Raw genomic sequence first — 18,118 nt, forward strand, 5'->3', positions numbered from 1 at the left:
CTGTGACCAGACCTTCTCAGCGAGGACAGGCCCCGTCCAGATACACCGACAGCAAGGCCCGCGCCGTGCCCTGCGGATCAGCAGGAGGGGTGCCGGTCACCAGCGGGTAGATGATGGCCAGGAACGCCCGCGTCAGCATCTGCGGCGGAAGGTCCGTGCGTAGTTCACCGCGCGCGGAGGCCGCCTCGAACAGCGCGCTCAGGCCGCCCATCCAGACCTGGCGGTATTCATTCTCAAATGCCTGGCGGCGGGCAGCCGACACATGCCGCAGTTCGGAGGCCAGTTGCAGGCCCACGCGCTGCTCCGGGGCGCTGTCCACCAGTTCGCTCACCAACGTGTTCAGCTGCGCCGACAGGCCGCTCTGGGCCGAGGCGTGGGCAATCAGCCGTGCCAGCCCGGCCAGTGCGCCGTCCAGCATCGCCAGGAACAGCGCCTCCTTATCGGCATAGTGGTGGTACAGCGCAGGCTTGGTCACGCCCACCGCCTCGGCCACCTCGCGCATGGAGACGCCGTGGTAGCCGCTCGCCACGAACAGCCGCGCGGCTTCCTGCCCGATACGGACGCGGGTGGTATCGGTGGGCGGGGCAGAGGTGGGCGGCGTGGGCACAGTCACGCCCCGCATGATACCTGTCTGCCGCCCACCAGATACCCGAAGGGGCTCTCTTCCATCTTCTGCGCTCCCAGCCATGCAGGTCGGAACTCCCATGTCGAGATCCTGGCAAGTGCGTGGCGGTTCCAGCAGCCCAGACGCAAGATTTACACAGCCGACCTTCGAAGCGTCCGGCAGCGCACAGTGGCCCGCAACACGGCACGAAAGAAGGCCCGGACGCATCCAGGCCTTCTTTCGTGCTCAGTTTGACGGTGAACCTAGGGTTTAGGCCTGGGTGTCGTCGGTCTTGGTGTCGCTGGCGGTGTCAACGGATTCAGCGTTGGCCGTTTCCGTGCCAGCGGCGTCATCCTTCTTGTCGCCGCCCAGACCGAACTGCGCGAACAGGTCGGCATACACATCGCCCAGCTTGGTGCTGATCTTGCCGCCCTGGCTGGCATCCTTGGCGTTGTAGTTGTAGTCGGCTCCGCCGCCACGTCCACCACGTCCGCCGGCGCGTCCACCACCGGGAGCGCCGCCGTAACGGTCACTGCGGCTGCCGCCGCCCTGGCTGACGTAGTCGCGCTGTCCACCGCCCGCAGCGGGGGGTGCGCCTCCGCCCAGGAAGCGGCGACGGCTCAGGCTGGCGCGCTGCTCGACAGGATCGATGTTCAGGATCATGGCTTCGATCTCGTCGCCCTTCTTGAACAGGTCCGCCGGGTTGTTGACCCGAGCGGTATCGAGTTCGCTGATGTGGATCAGGCCCTCGATGCCTTCCTCGATCTCCATGAACACGCCGAAATCGGTCATGCCGGTGATCTTGCCCTTGACCGGCGTGCCGGGCGGGTAGCGGTCAGGCAGCGCGCTCCAGGGATCGTCGGTGGTCTGACGAATGCCCAGGCTGATGCGGCGGTCCTTGGGATCGATGCGCAGGATGACGGCCTCGACCTCGTCGCCTTCCTTCATCACTTCGTTGGGATGACGCACGCGCTTGGTCCAGCTCATCTCAGAGACGTGGACCAGCCCTTCCAGACCGGACTCCAGTTCCACGAAGGCCCCGAAGTTAGTGAGGTTGGTAACCTTGCCCTTGACGCGCTGACCGACGCTGTAGCGGTCGATCGCCCCTTCCCAGGGGTCCTGGGTCAGCGACTTCATGGACAGGTTGATGCGCTCACGGCCCTCGTCCACGTCAATAACCTGGACCTGGACCTTGTCGCCCACCGTGACCACGTCGCGGGGGTGGTTGAAGCGTCCGTAGGTCAGCTCACTGCGGTGAACCAGACCGTCGATGCCGCCGAGGTTGACGAACACGCCGAAATCGGTGATCTCGACCACTTCGCCCTCGAACTGCGCGCCGGGTTCCAGCTGACCCACCGTTTCTTCACGGGCCTTGGCCTTCTGGGCTTCCATGATGGCGCGGTGGCTGATGATCACGCGGTTGCGCTTGCGGTTCAGCTCGATCAGCTTGACCATCAGCGGCTTGGCCACGTAGGGGTCCAGATCGTTGACCCGGCGGGTATCGACCTGGCTGGCAGGCAGGAACGCACGGATGCCCTCGACCTGGGCCACCAGACCGCCGCGCACCTTCTCCAGCACCTCGACTTCAAAGGCCTCGTCGGCCTCCTGCATCTTCTCGAGGACGCGCCAGCCCTTGTCCTGATCGGCACGCTTCTTGCTCAGCACGATCTGGCTGTTGGACAGGTCCACGCGCACGACGTAGGCCTCGATCTGGTCGCCCGGCTTGTACATGCCCTGGGCCTCTTCCAGCGTGACCGGCTCATCGCCGAGCTGGTTGAGGGGGATGATGCCCTCTACCTTCGAGCCGATGTCCACGGCGATGCCTTCCTGACCGATGAACACGATCTGGCCGTCCACGATGTCACCGCGCGTGACGCTCTGGGGCTCCTGCGCCTCACTGGCGAGGATGTCCTCCATGGTCATGGCGGGGTACTCGCGCTCCTCAGGGGCAGCGGGGGCGCTGGCCTGCTGGGGGGCGGACTGGGCGGCTGGGGCCTGCGCGGGCGCGGGCTCAGATTCCGTGGCCTGAGGCTCGGAGGCCTGGGTCTCGGTGGCGGCGGTCTCCACTTCGCTGGCAGCGTTGGTCGTGCCTTCTGCCTGGGTGTCGGTGGCCGTCTCGTTGCCCGTCGTGGGCTGAGTCCCGCTTTGCACGGCGGGGGTCTGGGTGTTGTCTTCCATGAACTCCTGTCCTCCTGGGCTGGCAGAACTTCGCCTGACAGCCAGCTTCTGTAAACTGCTGCCGTGCGTCCTTCGGCCTTCTGAGGCTTAATTCAGCGGGGGAAGACACGGGCGCTACGGCGCGGCAACATCTGTCAGTGTACCAGAGTCTAAGCGGGGGCGGCAAGCACGCTCTGAACGCAGTCCATTGATTCCCGCCGCAGCTTCCTGACAGAACGCTGATGGACGGTCCTGTATAGGCACGCCTGGAAGACAGTCCGGCTGGCCGCAGACGAACGCTTGACGCATCTGCACCGCCCCGGTATACTTCCTGTCGCCTTCCCCTGTGGGAAAGCACCCCTCTTCTCGCTGGGGCATCGTCTAATGGCAGGACAACAGTCTCTGACACTGTCGATCAAGGTTCGAGTCCTTGTGCCCCAACCAGAACACAGAAGGCCCCGCTTCCGGCGGGGTTTTTTGTTGTGTCTGTCCCTGACGGTGGACCTGACGTGAGGCTGGCCCCTGTTACAGGCCGCCTGAGTGACGTTACCCGATCCCATAACGGTGCGGCACGCTGGCTTTAAAAGACGTGAGTCCAACTTTCATGCTTCAGGGTGGCAACGCTTCCAAAGCGCAGGTGTCCTACACTTGGGGGCAATGACCCAGCACACCCCTCCACAATGGTACAAGAGCGCCGTCTTTTACGAACTGTCGGTCCGCACCTTTGCGGACGGCAACGGTGACGGCAAGGGCGACTTTCCCGGCCTGACCGGTAAGCTGGATTACCTGCGGACCCTGGGGGTGGACTGCCTGTGGCTGCTGCCCTTCTACCCCAGCCCGCTGCGCGACGACGGGTACGACGTGGCCGATTACACGGCCATCCACCCGGACCTGGGCACCATGGAGGACTTCCAGTTCTTCCTGAATCAGGCGCACGTGCGCGGCCTGCGGGTGATCTCCGATCTGGTGACCAACCACACCTCCAGCGAACATCCCTGGTTTCAGGCGGCCCGGCGCGGCCCTACCCTGCCCGACGGCAGCCCCAACGAGTACCACGACTACTACGTCTGGAGCGACACTGGCACTGAGTACGCCGGGGCCAGGATCATCTTCACCGACACTGAGACCAGCAACTGGACCCGTGACGAGCAGTGCGGGCGCTACTACTGGCACCGTTTCTTCTCGCACCAGCCGGACCTGAACTTCGACAACCCCAGGGTGATCGAGGAGATTCTGGAGGCTGCACGCTTCTGGCTCAACGTCGGCGTGGACGGCTTCCGGGTGGACGCCGTGCCGTACCTGATCGAGCGCGAGGACACCAACTGCGAGAACCTGCCCGAAACACACGAGATCCTGAAGCGGATGCGCCGCATGGTGGACGAGGAATTCCCCGGCCGCCTGCTGCTGGCCGAGGCCAACCAGTGGCCCGAGGACGTGGCCGAGTACTTCGGCACGGAAGAGGACCCGGAATTCCACATGTGCTTTAACTTCCCGGTGATGCCCCGGCTGTACATGAGCCTGAAAAAGGAGGACACCACCAGCATCCGCGAGATCATGGGCCGCCTGCCGGAGATCCCGTCGTTCGGGCAGTGGGCCACCTTCCTGCGCAACCACGACGAACTGACGCTGGAAATGGTGGATGACGATGAGCGCGCCTTTATGTATGCGGCGTACTCGCCCGACACGCGTATGCGTATCAACGTGGGCATCCGGCGCCGCCTGGCCCCGCTGCTGAACAACGAGCGCCGCCGCATTGAGCTGCTGAACAGCGTGCTGCTGGCCCTGCCCGGCAGCCCGATCCTGTATTACGGCGACGAGATCGGCATGGGCGACGATCTGGGACTGGCCGACCGCAACGGCGTGCGGACCCCGATGCAGTGGAACGCGGGCATCAGTGGCGGCTTTTCCACCGCGTGGCCCTCAGACTGCTTCTTCCCGCCGATCAGCGATCCGGTGTACGGTTACCAGCGCGTCAACGTGCAGGCCCAGGAACGCGATCCGGGCAGCCTGCTGCACTGGACCTCCCGTCAGCTGGAGGCCCGCCGCCAGCATCCCGCCTTTGCCCACGGCGACCTGAAATTTGTGGACACCGACAACGCCTCGGTGCTGGCCTTCACCCGCAGCCACGACAACGAGACGCTCCTGATCGTATGCAACTTTGCCGCCAACGCCCAGGCCGCCACCCTGGACCTGAGCGATCATGTCGGCCGGACCCCAGTCACGCTGTCCGGCGCGAGTCCGTTCCCCCCCGTGAACAACGCGTCGTACACGATCATCATGGGACGGCACGAATATTACTGGTTGCGCCTGAATTGAGGGGCGGCTGAGAGCATCAGCCCGGGCAGATGCGGCGGGAGGAGATTCATTCTTCTCTCGCCGCTGCCCTGCCTGGGCCTGTGTGCAGCATTCCTGATACGGATTCCGTCTGTTTCGTTAGCAAACCGGGAGGGCGCCGGTTTGCTAACTCCACTCCCGGAACCCGTTCTACTCGTTCTCGCTTCGCTCGGATTTTCATCGTTTTGCAAACGATTCAATCGGAGCCCGTATGAATTGAAAAACCCCCTCCATGACGGAGAGGGCAGGTTCAGTAAAAGCAGCGCTCAGGGGTACAGGCCACGCAACGCCCGCGCTTCGAGAACCCGCGTGCAGGACACGATGTACACAGCCGTCCGCAGCGTCACGTTGTGCTTTTCCTTGACGTCCCACAGGCTCAAGAAGGCCTCGGACATGATGCGGTCCAGGCGTTTGTTGATCTCCTCCTCAGTCCAGAAGAACGAGCTGAAGTCCTGCACCCACTCGAAATAGCTGACCGTCACGCCCCCGGCGTTGGCCAGCACGTCCGGCACGATGGTGATGCCCTTGCCGGACAGCAGATCGTCGGCGGCGGGGTTGGTGGGGCCGTTGGCCCCCTCCACGATCAGGCGGGCGCGGATCTTGTCGGCGTTGGCCAGCGTGATCTGGTTTTCCAGCGCGGCAGGAATCAGGACGTCGCAGTCCACGCTCCAGAACTCGTCCTTCTGGATTTCCTCGCTGCCGGGCAGTTCGGTGATCTTGCCGGTGCGGCGCAGATGCTCCAGCGCGGCGGCCGGGTCGATCCCCGCCTCACTGTGGATGGTTCCGGTCACGTCCTGAATCGCCACGATCTTTGCGCCGTGCCCGTGGAAGATACGTGCAGCGGCCTCGCCCACGTTGCCAAAACCCTGGATGGCGATACGCGCGCCTTCCATCGGCAGGCTCAGCTTCTTCATGGCCTCTGCGCCGGTCACGAATACGCCGCGCCCGGTGGCGTCGGCCCGGCCCAGCGAGCCGCCCAGCGACACGGGCTTGCCGGTCACGACGCCCGTGGAGGTGCGCCCCACGTTCATCGAGTAGGTGTCCATGATCCACGCCATCGTCTGCGGGTTGGTGTTCACGTCCGGTGCGGGGATGTCCTTTTCCGGCCCGATGATCAGCCCGATCTCGGTGGCGTAGCGGCGCGTCAGGCGCTCGATTTCCCCGGTGCTGTACTTGCGGGGATCGATCCGGACCCCGCCCTTGCCGCCGCCGTACGGCAGGTTGACGGCAGCGTTCTTGATGGTCATCCACGCCGAGAGCGCCATGACCTCGCTCAGGGTCACGTCCTGGTGGTAGCGGATGCCGCCCTTGGCCGGGCCGCGCGAGGTGTTGTGCTGTACGCGGTAGCCCTCGAAGTGCGCCACGGTGCCGTCGTCCAGATGAATCGGCACGTCCACCACCAGAATGCGCTTGGGCCGCTTGAGGGTCTCCACCCAGTACGCCAGCTTGCCCAGGTACGGCGTGACCCGCTCCACCTGCTCCAGGTAGATCTCGTACGGCCCGATGTGGTTGGGGTCGAGGTAGCTGGGAATGTCGTGGGCGCCGTACTTTTTCTGGTTGACGTGATCGGAATCCTGGGTGGCGGTCATGCGGAAGCTCCTTTGGAGGGCTGGGGCGTGGGGCGTGGGGTGGGTAGAACAGAGGATGTGGAGGCGGCGCGCACAACGCCAGAGCCGCTCATGGATAGACCCCACGCATCACCGTGGCGTTGTGCAGGCGGTTGAGGGCCACCGCGTAGGCAGCGGTCCGCAGATCCAGGCCGTGCGCCCGCATGAACTCCATCACGGTGTCCACGGCGGCGTCGACGCGCTCGTCGATGGCGGCCTCGATCTCCTCCTCGGTCCAAAAGAAGTTGCTGGCGTCCTGCACCCACTCCAGGTAGTTGACCACCGCGCCGCCCAGGCTGGCCACCAGATCGGGCAGCACGATGACACCGCGCTCCTTCAAAAAGCGCTCGGCCTCGGGCAGCACGGCGCGGTTGGTGGCCTCCACCAGATAGTTGGCGCGGATGGCGTGGGCATTGCTGGCGTTGACGGCGCCGTAGTCGTAGGCCAGCATCATGACGTCCACGTCCAGCTCCAGCAGCTCGTCCACGGTAATGTCGGTGGCGAAGCCCTGCACGGTGCCGAACATCTCGCGGTGCTGCGATAGGGCGTCGAGGTCCAGCCCGCCGCTGGCGAAGGTTGCGCCGTTCTGGTCGCTGACGGCGATGACCATCGCACCCTCGGCGGCCAGCGTCTGCGCGGCCTTGCGGCCCACGTCACCGAAGCCGTAGACGGCGCACGGCGCGCGGTGCAGAGTGCGCCCGGCCTCCTGCAACACGCGGGCGGTGACCAGGGCGGCGCTGCGGCCCCGCGCATCCTTGCTGGCGTAGCTGCCGCCCAGTTGCAGCGGCTTGCCCACCACCATGCCGTTGACCGTGGTGTCGGTGTTCTGGTTGTAGGTGTCCATCATCCAGGCCATCATCTGGGCGTCGCTGCCCACGTCAGGGGCCAGGATGTCGGTGCGCGGCCCGATCAGTTCCACGATCTCGGAGGTATAGCGGCGCACCAGCCCCTCAGTCTCGTGCGGGCTGAGCATTGAGGGATCGACGTCCACGCCGCCCTTGGCGCCGCCCAGCGGCAGATCGGCCACCGCCGCCTTGAGGGTCATGATTGCGGCCAGCACCTCGCACTCATGGGCGTTCAGGCCCTCCTTGAGGCGCATACCGCCCATACTCGGGCCGCGCGCGGTGCTGTGAACGGTGCGGAAACCCTTGAACACCCGGACCGTGCCGTCGTCCATCCGCACCGGCAGGTTCATGGTCACGGTACGCTTGGGATACTTGAAATAGGCCAGCGACTGATCGGTCACGTCGCAGTGGGGCAGCGCCTGCTGAAGCTGTTCCATAAGGCCCTGCCAGTTGAGTCCTGATGCCCGCATGTGGGGTCTCCTTGGGTGGATGAGCGGATCGGCCGTGGTGCAACGAAGTGTGTCTTTGGAGGATACACGCATAGACAACAGGCCCGGCAGGACATGGGAAGCCCATGAACGGTCCGGCGTGGGGAATGTCGTCTCCCCGTTCTAACCTCGCGTGCCCAGCCCGTCAACCCGGCAAAATGAGCCGCGCACAAAGACCTCAGCTGAAGCGATTCCAGCGCTTACAAATGAGGCCGTCACCCGGTATATCTGGCGAATGTAAGGCACCCTGTCAACCGTCCATCCAGGTGGGACAGGGTGGGCCGTTCAGTGGGCGCGGTTGATCTCGCGGCGGGCCAGCGCTTCCAGCGCCTGCCGCGCCTCCGTGGCAGGGAACAGGTGCAAGGCGTCCACGGCCAGGGCGGCGCGGCGGCGAATCTCCTTGCGGGTGCGGTCAAATGCCCCCATCAACAGCGCCAGTTCACGCACGCGCTCCACGTCACCCTCACGCTCGGCACGGCGCTCCAGAATGCGCCGCACCTCGGCCCCGTGCGGCCCGTCCAGCAGCAGCAGCGTCGGGTAGGTGGCCTTGCCCTCACGCAGGTCGCCGCCCACCGGCTTGCCGATCTGCTGCTCGGTGCCCGCAAGGTCCAGCAGGTCATCCTGCATCTGGAAGGCCAGGCCGTACTCCCGCCCAAAAACGCCCAGTGCCTCATGGGCTCCCAGGTCCGCCCCCAGCAGCGTGGCCGGGGCGCTGGCGGCCAGCTCAGTCAGGGCCGCCGTCTTGCCGTGAATGACAGTCAGGTAGTTTGGCAGGTCATAGTCCTGGTAGGCCGCCACCTGAAATTGCAGCACCTCGCCCTCGCAGATCACGCTGGCGGTCTCGCCGAAGGCGCGGGTCAGGGCTGGGCCGCCGCTCATGCCCGAGAGCAGCGTCAGCAACCGCGCCAGCATGAAGTCGCCGCTCATCACGCTGACCACGTTGCCGAACCGCCGGAAGGCAGACTGCTGACCGCGCCGGGTGTCGGCATCGTCGATCAGGTCGTCATGCAGCAGCGAGGCCGAGTGCAGCAGTTCGACGCACACCGCCAGATCCAACACCCCGTCCCAGCCGGGCCGCGACGGCGAGGCGCCCAGCAACTGTGCCGAGAGCAGTGTCAGCAGCGGCCGGACACGTTTGCCGCCGGCCGCCACCAGATCGTCACCGATCAGCTCAATAAACTCCACCCGCGAGCGCAGCACCTCGCGCAGACGCGCCTCAAAGGCCGCATCGGGAACGCTCAGAGCCAGGACGCCGGTCATGCCCACAGTATAGAAGTACCGGGGGGGGCCAAACGTACCCTCCGGCGCGGTCTCGCCGCCGCGTGGGCGCCGCCAGAGGGCCGAAGGTAAAGGACATTACCTGCCTGTCCCTCCCCAATCCGGGCCGCCGCATGGTAAACATGCAGGTATGGAAAGTGTCGTTGCCCTCTTTCGTGAACCGAGCCAGGCCAAGGTGGTTCTGGAAGCGCTGAAATCTCGCGGCTTTGAACGCGATCATCTGGGCTTTGCCCTGAGCGACGCCGTGGCTGAAGAGGACCTGGCGCAGGCCACCGGCGTCAGTCCCGAGGCGGGCGCCCCGGCCGGGTCAGCCAGCGTAATTCGCGGGGCCATTGGGGGCGTGCTGGCCAGTCTGGCCCTGACCGTTCCGATCTGGCTGCTGCTGCTGATCTTTCCGGTCACTCGCATCTATCAGGAGGGTGGCCTGCTGGGCATCATGTACGGCGTCATCGGCGGGTTGTTCCTGGGCGGCATGTTCGGCTCTCTGGCGGGCAGCGATCACGGCGACTACGTGGCGCTGCTGCGCCGTATGGGCGTGCCCCCGGTGCAGGCCGAGAAGTTCAACGCCGGCATCAATGACGGCCACGTCATCGTGATTGCCCGCAACGCCAGCAGCGCCCGCGCCGACGAGGCCCTGAGCCTGATGCGCCAGCATGGGGCAATCCGGCTCGACGACGTGGTCGGCGGCGGCCGGCTACAGAGCGAGCGGGCCGGCCAGGACGGCCGCTAGGCCAACCGGCAGCCCAGAAGCGCCGGACACGGGCCAGAGCACACACAGCGACACACCAACACGAGGCGGGGCACTGGAACATTCAGTGCCCCGCCTCCCTGGCTATGCCTCCCGCCAGCCGGGCCAGTTCTGCCGCGTCGCTGACCCGCACCGTGCGGCGTTCCAACACGATCAGGCCCAGGCGGTAGAACTCGCCCAGTTTGCGGCTGATCAGTTCCGGCACGGTGCCCAGCAGGGCGGCCAGGTCAGAGTTGGTGGGCAGGGCATGCGGCGCGGCGGCATGTTCCAGCAGGTAGGCGGCCAGCCGCTCGCCCAGCTCGCTGAAGATCAGCGTGTCCAGACGCCCCAGCAGTTCGGCCTGCCGCCGCGCGAAATAGGCGATGACCGCCTGCGCCAGCGTTGGTGTGTTGAACACCGCGTGCCGCACTGCGTCCACCGGCAGGGTCAGCATCTCGGTGGGACTGTGGAGGGCCTGGGCATGCGCCGGGTAGATCGCCCGACTCTGGAAGGCCGCGCCCCCCGCCACCACCTGATGCGGCCCCTCGACGTGCAGGGTCAGTTCGCGCCGCCCGCCACGCGACAGGCGGTAGACCCGCACGCTGCCCGAGGCCACGATGTACAGCGACTCGATCGTCTGCCCCGCCTGAAACAGATGCTGCCCTCGCGACAGCCGCGAGAAGGTCGCCAGCCCGGCCAACGGCTGCAGATCCGCGTCCTCGGCCCCCTGGAAGATGGGCGCGCGGACGAGCAGCGAGAGGGCACGGGCAGTCACGAACCCCATGCTGTCACGCTTTACCTGGTCAGCAGTGTCACCAGCACCTGGGCCGACTGGCGGGCCAGCAGACTGATGGATCCGTCGCCGTCGTGGACCAGGACCTCTCCGGCCCGCGCCACCTGCATGTCCGGCGCCCGGACCTCGACCTCGCCGGACAGCACGGCCAGCAGCACCTGACTGCCGGGATGGCGGTGGGGCGGGATGCCCTGTCCAGGCTCCAGGGTGAACAGCAGCGAGCGTCCACCGGGGGTGACCGCCATGACCTGTGGGGGCGCGGCGCGCTGGATGTCTGGGGCAGGAAGGGGCTGTTCAGTGGTCATTGGACTCTCTGGGTTAGGTGTGTCTGGGTTAAGGACGGGGACGCGCCGGCCAGCGCGAAGCGTTGCAGCGATCCCCGCATGCGTGAGGCCAGTACCAGCATGGCCTGAGCCTCGGGCGGACCGAGATGTTCGGCCAGCGCCGTTTCCCACAGGGCCAGCCACCGGTCAAAGTGTTCGGCCCCCGCGCCCAGATCGCTGTGCGCCGGGCCGGGCTGTCCCCGGTAGGCACTGGGACCGCCGGTCACGGCTCGCCAGAAGCCCTCCAGCCGGGCGATATGCACCGGCCAGCCTGCGCCCGGAAAAGGCCCGACGCGTTGCTTGAAGACCGGGGCCAACAGCTCGTCTTTCATCACTTCAGCGTAAAAGCCCCACAGCAGCGCCCGCAGCCGGGCCTCGCCGATGCGCGAAAACAGCGTCTCGCCCCCGGCGGTCAGCAGCAGCGGGCCGGTCATGCGGCTCCCACGGCGGCGCACAGCAGCACGCTGGCGCCCAGCTTCAGGTGGGTGATCCAGCCCACCACGGCCTCCTCGGCCAAGATGGCGCTGACCGGACAGGCCGGCACACACGCCCCACAGTCGATGCATTCGTCGGGGTGAATCAGATACAGCTCGCCGGCGTCGTAGATGCATTCTACTGGGCAGACCTCGGTGCAGGAGGCGTCCTTGGTGCCGATACAGGGGCTGGTGATGATGTGGGTCATGGACCGAGTGTGCCAGACCGGTGGCGGGTCTGCCATGACCCAGATCAACCTGGGGGGGCAAACCGGGCCAGGTCCTTTCAGAGTGGGTCAAGGCGTCCTCAAGACCGCGGGGCACCCGCGGGAACTTCCGCCGGGGTCACCCCGTATCATGGTACGTATGCAGACCTATCCCATGCCCCGACCGCAGGCGCGAACGGCAGAAATTGTCCGCACGTTCATGGCCCGCACCTATTCCTGGATGGCCGCCGGACTGGCCCTGACTGCCGGAATCGCTTTTCTCACTGCCCAGAATGAGGCCTTTGCCTATCAGATCATGCAGTACCGCATGCCGCTGCTGCTCGTTCAGCTGGGCCTGGTCTTCGGCCTGAGCCTCTTTGCCGACCGCCTGAACAGTGCCGTTGCCGGAATGCTGTTTATCGCCTACGCTGCCCTGACCGGCCTGACTTTCAGCGCCCTGCTGTTCGCCTACAGCCCCGCTGCGGTGATCAGCGCCTTTGCCACAACTGCCGGCACCTTCGCCGCCATGAGCGTGGTGGGCTACGTGATCAAGAAGGACCTGAGCGTAATGGGCCGTTTCTTCCTGTTTGCGCTGATCGGCCTGATCATCGCCATGATCGTCAACATCTTCGTCGCCAGCAGCGCCCTGACCTTCGGCATCAGCATCATTGGCGTGCTGCTGTTCGCGGGCCTGACCGCCTACGACACCCAGATGCTGCGCAACATGGCCCTGAGCGGCATCGAGGGCGAGCAGGCCGAACGCGCCGCCATCAACGGGGCGCTGCGACTGTACCTGGACTTCATCAACATGTTCCTGTTCATCCTGCGCCTGTTCGGCGGCAGCCGGAACTGAGCCCTTCCTCGCACCGTTCCCTCTCAGCAAAGCATCCGCAAGGGTGCTTTTTTTGTTGGGTTTGCGGGCGCAGTGTTCGGGGGCGGCACAGTGTCGGGTGCAGCGCGGTGTCAGGGGCGCAACCAGTACGGCAGGCGGAGTGGCGTGCTGCGCGCCCACTCGAAGTCGAAGGTCTGACGGGCGGCCCGCAGCGCGGCAGGATCGCTGGTCGCCAGGGTGTACTCGTTCAGCCCGCGCGGCCCGAAAGACGAGAAATGCAGGTTAAGGCTGCCTACCGTCAGCATGGCGTCGTCCACCAGCGCGGCCTTGGTGTGCATGCCGCCTGCCGTGCCGGACCAGCGCACCTGCAGGTGGTCTTCCAGGCCCAGCGGCTTGAGGTACGTCCACACACCCGACAGCAGGGCCAGCGGCTCAATCTGCAGCAGAGGATCATAGTCCAGCACCACCCGAACCCGCACGCCCCGGTCCCGCACCCCGCTCACAATCGCCTGCCACACCGGCAGGGCCTCGCCGGGGAACGGGCAGCCTCCCGGCGCTGTCAGGCTCAGGCTGCACTGAAGCGTGCCGCTGATCTGCGACTGCATCAGGTCAATGCTGGACCCCGCGGCGGCAAACAGCGCGGGCAGCGCCGCGTCCTGCGTCTCGTAGCCGGAGCGGCGGTATAGACCGTAGGCACGTGACGTTCCGGCGGGTGCCGGCGGGGCGGTATAGAACAGCGGATAGGGTTCGCCCGCGTCCACCAGCGTGCAGGCGCGGCGCAGGGTGGCCACCGTGACGCTGCCGCCGCACCGCAGCGGGCGGCTCAGCAGCCAGGAATCGCGGAAGGCCGCCGCCGTGTGCCGCGCCACCGGCCCCTTCAGGTCCAGCAGCAGATCGGTCAGGTCCAGGCCACCGGGGGTGCTGTCCGGGACATGGAAATAGCTGATGTTCGCCCCGCCCGCCGACGTCTCCTGCCCGTCAATCACCAGCAGTTTGAGGTGGTTGTGCGGGGAAGCGTAGGTGTAGTTGGCAAGCTCCAGCCTGAAGCCCTGCACCGGGTCGCCCGACAGCGGCACCCCGGCTTCCAGCAGGTGCTGCGCGGCGCTGTAGACGCTGCTGCTGGGGTCCAGCAAGGCGTCCAGGCGCACGCTGTTGCCGAACATCAGCCGGACGGTCACGCCCTGGGGATAGCGGGCGGGGAAGCGGGCCACCGATGCCCTCAACGCAGCCACCGCGCGGGCCAGCAGCGCTCCAGGTGCGTCCTTGCCGCCGTCCCACAGCATGTTGGCCAGCAACACCTCGCGCCGGGCCGACTCGATCTGGCGGGCCACCACCCTGAAGCCGCCCAGCGGGTCCGGAGCCTGACCGCTCTCGCCCGAGTCATCATTGGGAAAGTGAATAAGGCGTACAAACGCGTTGCCGCAGCTCAGCTCGGCGCCCTGGCCACGCAGATGGGCGTACAGCACGCGGTCCAGGGGGGCCTGCGGCGCGGGACAGTCCGGTACCACCAGGCCCAGCCCATCCAGCGTGGCCAGCTCGGGAGGAGAGAGGTCACCGGCCAGTAGGGTGAACGGCGTGGGCTTGGGTGAGGCGGCGTTCAGCGTGGCGGGGCTGGGAGAGGTGGGGGACGCGACACCGCCCAGGCCCAGCAGCAAGCCCAGCAGCGCCACCAGACCAAACATCCTCAGCAACAGCAGCGCCCCCATCCCCCACAGCTTAGACGGCGTGTCCGGCCCGTGCCTGACGCCACCTTCACCACTCCTGATAGCTTGGCGCATGACCGCCGCCGCCCCCTTCACGCCTGACCGTCACCTTCTGAGCGTCAACATCGGCCAGCCTTCCACCGTCCAGATCGGCGCGCGTCCGCACGTCAGCGGCATCGACAAACGGCCTCTGCCGGGCCGGGTGCGCGTAACCGGGGTCGGGCTGGACGGTGACCGGGTGGTGGACACCCGCCACCACGGCGGCCCCGATCAGGCCGTGTACGTGTACACCCGCGAGGATTACGCCCACTGGGAGGCTGAGCTGGGACGGCCCCTGCCTCCCGGCCTGTTCGGGGAGAACCTGCTAGTGGGCGGGCTGGAATCCGCCACCATGCGGGTGGGTGACCGTCTAGAAATCGGGCAGGGCGCAAGTTCAGAGGGGGGCGGCGTGCTGCTGGAGGTCACTGCCCCGCGTATTCCCTGCGCCACGCTGGCGGCACATCTCGGCGATCCAGCCTTTATCAGGCGGTTTGTGGCGGCGGGCCGTCCCGGCTTCTACACCCGCGTCCTGCGCGGCGGCCAGCTGGGGGTCGGCGACCGTGTGCGCGTCACCTCCGCCCCGAAGGACGCGCCGACCATCGCGCAGCTGTTCGCCCTGTGGTACGACGCGGCCCCGGACCCCGAAACGCTGCAACGGTACCTGGAGTTCCCACTGGCCGTGCGCGTCCGGGCCAGGGTGCAGGGTCAGCTGGCCGAGAGGCGTGAAGGCTCAACCCTGTGAGTGGCAGCGGAATCCACCCAGGGCAGGGTTAATGGACCAGCCAGTGAGTATGGGGGCTTAACGGCCAGACGCCCAATTGCCAAACGCCCCTACTCTGCAAACGGCAGTTCCAGCGGAAAGATCCGTCCCGCCAGCGTCTCCAGCCCCCGGCGCCCGGCGCGGTCCTGGCAGGCCCCGGTGGCGGTGCATAGCGTCACGTAACGGGTGCGGCGGGCGGCCACCACCACGCGGTACAGCGCGGCCTCACTGCGGCTGCGGGTGTAGTGGCACAGATCGCAGTGCAGGACATTCTTGCCCCGGGGGTCCAGTGGGGTGAATTCGGCCAGCTGATCGCCGTGGACCAGGGCCAGCCGCCCATCGGCCACCGGGTACAGGCCCAGGGTGGGCCGGGCGTCGCCCTCGTGGGGGCCGAACAGTTCGCGGTGCGTTTCGGGGAAAAGTTCCCGCAACAGGTCGCGGGCGCTGTGTTCCTGTGGGCGCGGGTCTTTCATTGCCGCCCAGTTTACCCGCCCCCCGCCCTCAGGAACGTGGACGCTGGCACAGGCGGCGGGGGCCAGGACGCCTAGACTGCGGAGCGTGACGCGGCCCCAGGCGCAGGAAAAAATTGAGAGTAGGAGGCAGCGACGGTGAAGCACCGCACCGCCAACCGCAGCGGCATCGTGATCCGGCGCCGGGTGCTGCCTTCCGGCGACATCATCGTGACGCTGCTGACGCCGCAGGGCAAGCTGAAGGCCATTGCGCGCGGCGGGGTGCGCGGGCCACTGGCCAGCCGCCTGAACCTGTTTCACCACGTCGGCGTGCAGACCTACCAGACGCCGCAGAACGATCTGGCCACCCTCAAGCAGGCGGTGCTGGAAGGCGCGCTGCCCTCGCTGGCCGAGCCGGAGCGTCACGCCTTCGCGCATCTGCTGGCCGAATTTGCCGACGCGCTGTTTCAGGAGGGCGAGTTCAGCCAGCAGGCTTTCGAGCTGTTCGCGGGGGCGCTGCGCGGCGTGGCCCACCAGCCGGACCCCGAGTGGGTGGCGCTGGTCATGAGTCACAAGCTGCTGGGGCTGGCCGGCATCGTGCCGCAAACGGCCCGCTGCGCCCGCTGCAGCGCGCCGGACCCCGCGCACCCGGACCCGCTGGGCGGCCAGATGCTGTGCGCCGCCTGCGCCAGCCTGCCCGCGTACCCGCCCGAGTCGCTGGACTTCCTGCTGGGTGCGGTGCGCCGCACGGTGAGGGCCAGCATGGACGCCCCGGTGCCGCCTGAGCAGCGCCCGGCGCTGTGGCGCACCCTGGAACGCTTCGTGACCGTGCAGGTGGGCGGCGTGCACAGCTGGCGGCAGCTGGTGCCCAGCGCGGCTGTCGTCTAGGCGGGCCTGGGCTGGTCCTCCTGCCCGAACGCCGCGATGGCCCCCAGCAGCGCCACCGGGGCCGTCTCGGCCCGCAGCACGCGCGGCCCCAGGGTGACGGCGTGGGCGCCGCGCTCCAGCAGGCCCCCCACCTCGGCGCTGGTCAGGCCACCTTCCGGGCCGGTCAGGACGTTCACGGGTGCGGCCCAGTCCAGCAGGGGCATGATCCGCCCCTGCGAACCCGGCTGGGCCACGAACAGCTGACCCTCCCAGGCAAACTCGGTCAGGGAGATGGGCGCAAGCACCTGCGGCACCACCGCGCGGCGCGACTGCTTGCTGGCCTCCTCGGCCACCCGCGCCAGCCGCAGCAGCTTCTGCGCCCCGATCTCGCGGGCGTCGGCGCGGGCCGTGACCAGCAGTTGCACCCGCGCCACGCCCAGCTCGGTGGCGGCGCGTACCACGTCCGAGAGCTTGTCTCCCTTCAGGAGGGCCACCGCCAGCGTCAGGGGAAACGGCGTCTCGGCCGCGCCGCTGACCGCCTCGCCCAGCGTCAGGACGGCGCGGCCCGCCTCCAGTTGGGCAATCTGAGCGGCGGCCTCGGCCCCCTGCCCGTCGAAAACCCGCAGGACGTCGCCCACCTTCAGGCGCAGCACGTGCAGGTGGCGGGCCTCGCGCGGACCGAGGTCCATCCGGGGCGTCAGGGCCGAGACGCGGATGCGGGTGTCGGTCATGCGGTCCCTCCCACCGGGCGGGTCCCGGCTGGGCGAATCACTGGGCAGGCGCGGTGGCCGTGACCAGCACCCACTCGCCGTCCTCGCGCACCGTCACGTCGCCGAAGCCCTCGCGGTCCAGGGCGGCGCGGACCAGGGCCAGTTTGCCGGTCAGGATGCCGGTCAGGATCAGCGGCCCGCCAGGACGCAGCGCGGCGGCGTACTCGCCGGCCAGCAGATCGTGTAGTTCGGCGTAGAGGTTGGCAACCAGCACGTCGTACACCTCGTCCGTGTCGTCGCCCAGGCCCAGGCTGCCCTCGGCAAAGGCCACCCGGCCCGGCGGCACCCCGTTGATCTCCGCGTTCTCGGTGGCAATGGGAATGGTCAGCGGGTCAATGTCCAGCCCGGTGGCGTGCTCCGCGCCCAGCAGCGCCGCCGCGATGGCCAGCACGCCGCTGCCGGTGCCCACGTCCAGCACCCGCCTGCCCCCCAGGTCCAGGGCGGACAGGGCTTCGACCGCCATGCGCGTCGTGGCGTGGTGCCCGGTGCCAAAGGCCATGCCCGGCTCGATCACCAGCGCCGTCTGTCCGGCGCCCACCTCATGGCGCAGCCACGGCGGCACGATGGTCACGCGGCCCGCCAGCACCGGCCGCAGCGTCGCCTTGAACTGCGCCTGCCAGTCCTGCTCGACCTCGTCGCGCCACTCGCCGTCCGCAATGTCATCGTCCAGTTCAGCGCGGGTGTCGAAGTAGGCGCGGATCAGCCCGGCGCGCTCTTCCAGGCCCGTCGCCCCGGCCTCCCACAGCAGATCAAGGTGCGCCTCGCGCGTTTCAAAGGTTCCCGGCAGGTGGTAGACCAGCATGTACAGGAGTCTAGAGGCAACAGGGCCGCACGCGTCACCGTCAGGATGACCCCACCGCGCC

18 protein-coding genes and 1 tRNA gene are annotated in these 18,118 nt (G+C 67.4%); 6 read left to right on the forward strand and 13 right to left on the reverse strand.

The features are described from left to right. Positions 1-16 precede the first annotated feature (16 nt). Positions 17-613 carry a TetR/AcrR family transcriptional regulator gene (locus tag IEY31_RS05205; protein ID WP_373289115.1) on the reverse strand — a complete coding sequence of 199 codons (597 nt, stop codon included), beginning with the start codon at positions 611-613 and terminating at the stop codon, positions 17-19. A 261-nt stretch (positions 614-874) separates the two neighbouring features. Continuing rightward, entirely contained in the window at positions 875-2,782 is a 1,908-nt protein-coding gene (locus tag IEY31_RS05210; protein WP_188969688.1) for a 30S ribosomal protein S1, read from the reverse strand. Between the two features lie 349 nt (positions 2,783-3,131). On the opposite strand from IEY31_RS05210, the gene IEY31_RS05215 reads away from it, so the two are divergent. Both IEY31_RS05215 and treS read left to right on the forward strand, forming a co-directional pair. Continuing rightward, positions 3,132-3,205, forward strand: a tRNA-Gln gene (locus tag IEY31_RS05215). 213 nt (positions 3,206-3,418) lie between these two features. Next, positions 3,419-5,077, forward strand: coding sequence for a maltose alpha-D-glucosyltransferase (gene treS, locus IEY31_RS05220; RefSeq protein WP_188969690.1), 1,659 nt, complete (start codon positions 3,419-3,421; stop codon positions 5,075-5,077). Positions 5,078-5,361: 284 nt separating this feature from the next. On the opposite strand, the gene IEY31_RS05225 is transcribed toward treS, so the two are convergent. The 3 genes from IEY31_RS05225 to IEY31_RS05235 all read right to left on the reverse strand — a co-directional run bounded on the left by IEY31_RS05225 (position 5,362) and on the right by IEY31_RS05235 (position 9,295). Continuing rightward, positions 5,362-6,684, reverse strand: coding sequence for a Glu/Leu/Phe/Val family dehydrogenase (locus IEY31_RS05225; protein WP_188969692.1), 1,323 nt, complete (start codon positions 6,682-6,684; stop codon positions 5,362-5,364). A gap of 88 nt (positions 6,685-6,772) precedes the next feature. Continuing rightward, the gene (locus IEY31_RS05230; RefSeq protein ID WP_188969693.1) at positions 6,773-8,017 is read right to left on the reverse strand and encodes a Glu/Leu/Phe/Val family dehydrogenase; all 1,245 of its coding nucleotides are present in this window, start codon (positions 8,015-8,017) and stop codon (positions 6,773-6,775) included. A 303-nt stretch (positions 8,018-8,320) separates the two neighbouring features. Beyond that, a complete protein-coding gene (locus IEY31_RS05235) occupies positions 8,321-9,295 on the reverse strand; it encodes a polyprenyl synthetase family protein (protein ID WP_188969695.1) in 975 nt (324 codons plus the stop codon). A gap of 148 nt (positions 9,296-9,443) precedes the next feature. On the opposite strand from IEY31_RS05235, the gene IEY31_RS05240 reads away from it, so the two are divergent. Next, positions 9,444-10,043 carry a hypothetical protein gene (locus IEY31_RS05240; RefSeq protein ID WP_188969697.1) on the forward strand — a complete coding sequence of 200 codons (600 nt, stop codon included), beginning with the start codon at positions 9,444-9,446 and terminating at the stop codon, positions 10,041-10,043. An 82-nt stretch (positions 10,044-10,125) separates the two neighbouring features. Here IEY31_RS05240 and IEY31_RS05245 read toward each other — a convergent pair whose 3' ends face one another. Genes IEY31_RS05245 through IEY31_RS05260 form a run of 4 tightly spaced genes read right to left on the reverse strand, consistent with a single transcriptional unit; the run spans position 10,126 to position 11,838 of the window. Next, positions 10,126-10,824, reverse strand: coding sequence for a Crp/Fnr family transcriptional regulator (locus tag IEY31_RS05245; RefSeq protein ID WP_229723335.1), 699 nt, complete (start codon positions 10,822-10,824; stop codon positions 10,126-10,128). An 11-nt stretch (positions 10,825-10,835) separates the two neighbouring features. Beyond that, positions 10,836-11,138 (reverse strand): cupin domain-containing protein, encoded by a 303-nt coding sequence (locus IEY31_RS05250; protein ID WP_188969700.1) that lies wholly within the window; start codon positions 11,136-11,138, stop codon positions 10,836-10,838. Then, positions 11,135-11,590: a group III truncated hemoglobin gene (locus IEY31_RS05255; RefSeq protein WP_188969702.1), complete on the reverse strand. Its 456-nt coding sequence runs from the start codon at positions 11,588-11,590 to the stop codon at positions 11,135-11,137. The genes IEY31_RS05250 and IEY31_RS05255 overlap by 4 nt, the downstream gene beginning before the upstream one ends. After that, a complete protein-coding gene (locus tag IEY31_RS05260) occupies positions 11,587-11,838 on the reverse strand; it encodes an indolepyruvate ferredoxin oxidoreductase subunit alpha (protein ID WP_188969704.1) in 252 nt (83 codons plus the stop codon). Before IEY31_RS05260 ends, IEY31_RS05255 begins: the two co-directional genes overlap by 4 nt. Before the next feature lie 157 nt (positions 11,839-11,995). Between IEY31_RS05260 and IEY31_RS05265 the strand changes: the two genes are divergently transcribed. Beyond that, the gene (locus tag IEY31_RS05265; protein ID WP_373289116.1) at positions 11,996-12,688 is read left to right on the forward strand and encodes a Bax inhibitor-1/YccA family protein; all 693 of its coding nucleotides are present in this window, start codon (positions 11,996-11,998) and stop codon (positions 12,686-12,688) included. A 110-nt stretch (positions 12,689-12,798) separates the two neighbouring features. Here the strand turns inward: IEY31_RS05265 and IEY31_RS05270 are convergent, their stop codons facing one another. Next, positions 12,799-14,373: a phospholipase D-like domain-containing protein gene (locus IEY31_RS05270; protein ID WP_229723336.1), complete on the reverse strand. Its 1,575-nt coding sequence runs from the start codon at positions 14,371-14,373 to the stop codon at positions 12,799-12,801. Between the two features lie 70 nt (positions 14,374-14,443). On the opposite strand from IEY31_RS05270, the gene IEY31_RS05275 reads away from it, so the two are divergent. Further along, positions 14,444-15,151: an MOSC domain-containing protein gene (locus IEY31_RS05275; protein WP_188969708.1), complete on the forward strand. Its 708-nt coding sequence runs from the start codon at positions 14,444-14,446 to the stop codon at positions 15,149-15,151. A gap of 89 nt (positions 15,152-15,240) precedes the next feature. Here IEY31_RS05275 and IEY31_RS05280 read toward each other — a convergent pair whose 3' ends face one another. Beyond that, a complete protein-coding gene (locus IEY31_RS05280) occupies positions 15,241-15,642 on the reverse strand; it encodes a hypothetical protein (protein WP_188969710.1) in 402 nt (133 codons plus the stop codon). Between the two features lie 135 nt (positions 15,643-15,777). Here IEY31_RS05280 and recO point away from each other — a divergent pair, with 135 nt between their 5' ends. Next, a complete protein-coding gene (recO, locus tag IEY31_RS05285) occupies positions 15,778-16,506 on the forward strand; it encodes a DNA repair protein RecO (protein ID WP_188969712.1) in 729 nt (242 codons plus the stop codon). On the opposite strand, the gene IEY31_RS05290 is transcribed toward recO, so the two are convergent. Together IEY31_RS05290 and IEY31_RS05295 are read right to left on the reverse strand one after the other, a co-directional pair. Next, positions 16,503-17,216, reverse strand: coding sequence for a 16S rRNA (uracil(1498)-N(3))-methyltransferase (locus IEY31_RS05290; RefSeq protein WP_188969714.1), 714 nt, complete (start codon positions 17,214-17,216; stop codon positions 16,503-16,505). The genes recO and IEY31_RS05290 overlap by 4 nt on opposite strands. Before the next feature lie 37 nt (positions 17,217-17,253). Beyond that, positions 17,254-18,057 carry a 50S ribosomal protein L11 methyltransferase gene (locus IEY31_RS05295; RefSeq protein ID WP_188969716.1) on the reverse strand — a complete coding sequence of 268 codons (804 nt, stop codon included), beginning with the start codon at positions 18,055-18,057 and terminating at the stop codon, positions 17,254-17,256. Positions 18,058-18,118: the final 61 nt, after the last annotated feature.

This window comes from Deinococcus aerolatus, from assembly GCF_014647055.1.
In the GTDB taxonomy this organism is placed as follows: Bacteria; Deinococcota; Deinococci; order Deinococcales; family Deinococcaceae; genus Deinococcus; species Deinococcus aerolatus.

Bases quoted from the DNA above. Each gene is read 5' to 3' on its own strand.
- IEY31_RS05210 (WP_188969688.1), bottom strand. From the start codon at position 2,782: ATGGAAGACAACACCCAGACCCCCGCCGTGCAAAGCGGGACTCAGCCC.
- treS (WP_188969690.1), top strand. From the start codon at position 3,419: ATGACCCAGCACACCCCTCCACAATGGTACAAGAGCGCCGTCTTTTAC.
- IEY31_RS05225 (WP_188969692.1), bottom strand. From the start codon at position 6,684: ATGACCGCCACCCAGGATTCCGATCACGTCAACCAGAAAAAGTACGGC.
- IEY31_RS05230 (WP_188969693.1), bottom strand. From the start codon at position 8,017: ATGCGGGCATCAGGACTCAACTGGCAGGGCCTTATGGAACAGCTTCAG.
- IEY31_RS05235 (WP_188969695.1), bottom strand. From the start codon at position 9,295: ATGACCGGCGTCCTGGCTCTGAGCGTTCCCGATGCGGCCTTTGAGGCG.
- IEY31_RS05240 (WP_188969697.1), top strand. From the start codon at position 9,444: ATGGAAAGTGTCGTTGCCCTCTTTCGTGAACCGAGCCAGGCCAAGGTG.
- IEY31_RS05245 (WP_229723335.1), bottom strand. From the start codon at position 10,824: ATGGGGTTCGTGACTGCCCGTGCCCTCTCGCTGCTCGTCCGCGCGCCC.
- IEY31_RS05250 (WP_188969700.1), bottom strand. From the start codon at position 11,138: ATGACCACTGAACAGCCCCTTCCTGCCCCAGACATCCAGCGCGCCGCG.
- IEY31_RS05255 (WP_188969702.1), bottom strand. From the start codon at position 11,590: ATGACCGGCCCGCTGCTGCTGACCGCCGGGGGCGAGACGCTGTTTTCG.
- IEY31_RS05260 (WP_188969704.1), bottom strand. From the start codon at position 11,838: ATGACCCACATCATCACCAGCCCCTGTATCGGCACCAAGGACGCCTCC.
- IEY31_RS05265 (WP_373289116.1), top strand. From the start codon at position 11,996: ATGCAGACCTATCCCATGCCCCGACCGCAGGCGCGAACGGCAGAAATT.
- IEY31_RS05270 (WP_229723336.1), bottom strand. From the start codon at position 14,373: ATGGGGGCGCTGCTGTTGCTGAGGATGTTTGGTCTGGTGGCGCTGCTG.
- IEY31_RS05275 (WP_188969708.1), top strand. From the start codon at position 14,444: ATGACCGCCGCCGCCCCCTTCACGCCTGACCGTCACCTTCTGAGCGTC.
- IEY31_RS05280 (WP_188969710.1), bottom strand. From the start codon at position 15,642: ATGAAAGACCCGCGCCCACAGGAACACAGCGCCCGCGACCTGTTGCGG.
- IEY31_RS05290 (WP_188969714.1), bottom strand. From the start codon at position 17,216: ATGACCGACACCCGCATCCGCGTCTCGGCCCTGACGCCCCGGATGGAC.
- IEY31_RS05295 (WP_188969716.1), bottom strand. From the start codon at position 18,057: ATGCTGGTCTACCACCTGCCGGGAACCTTTGAAACGCGCGAGGCGCAC.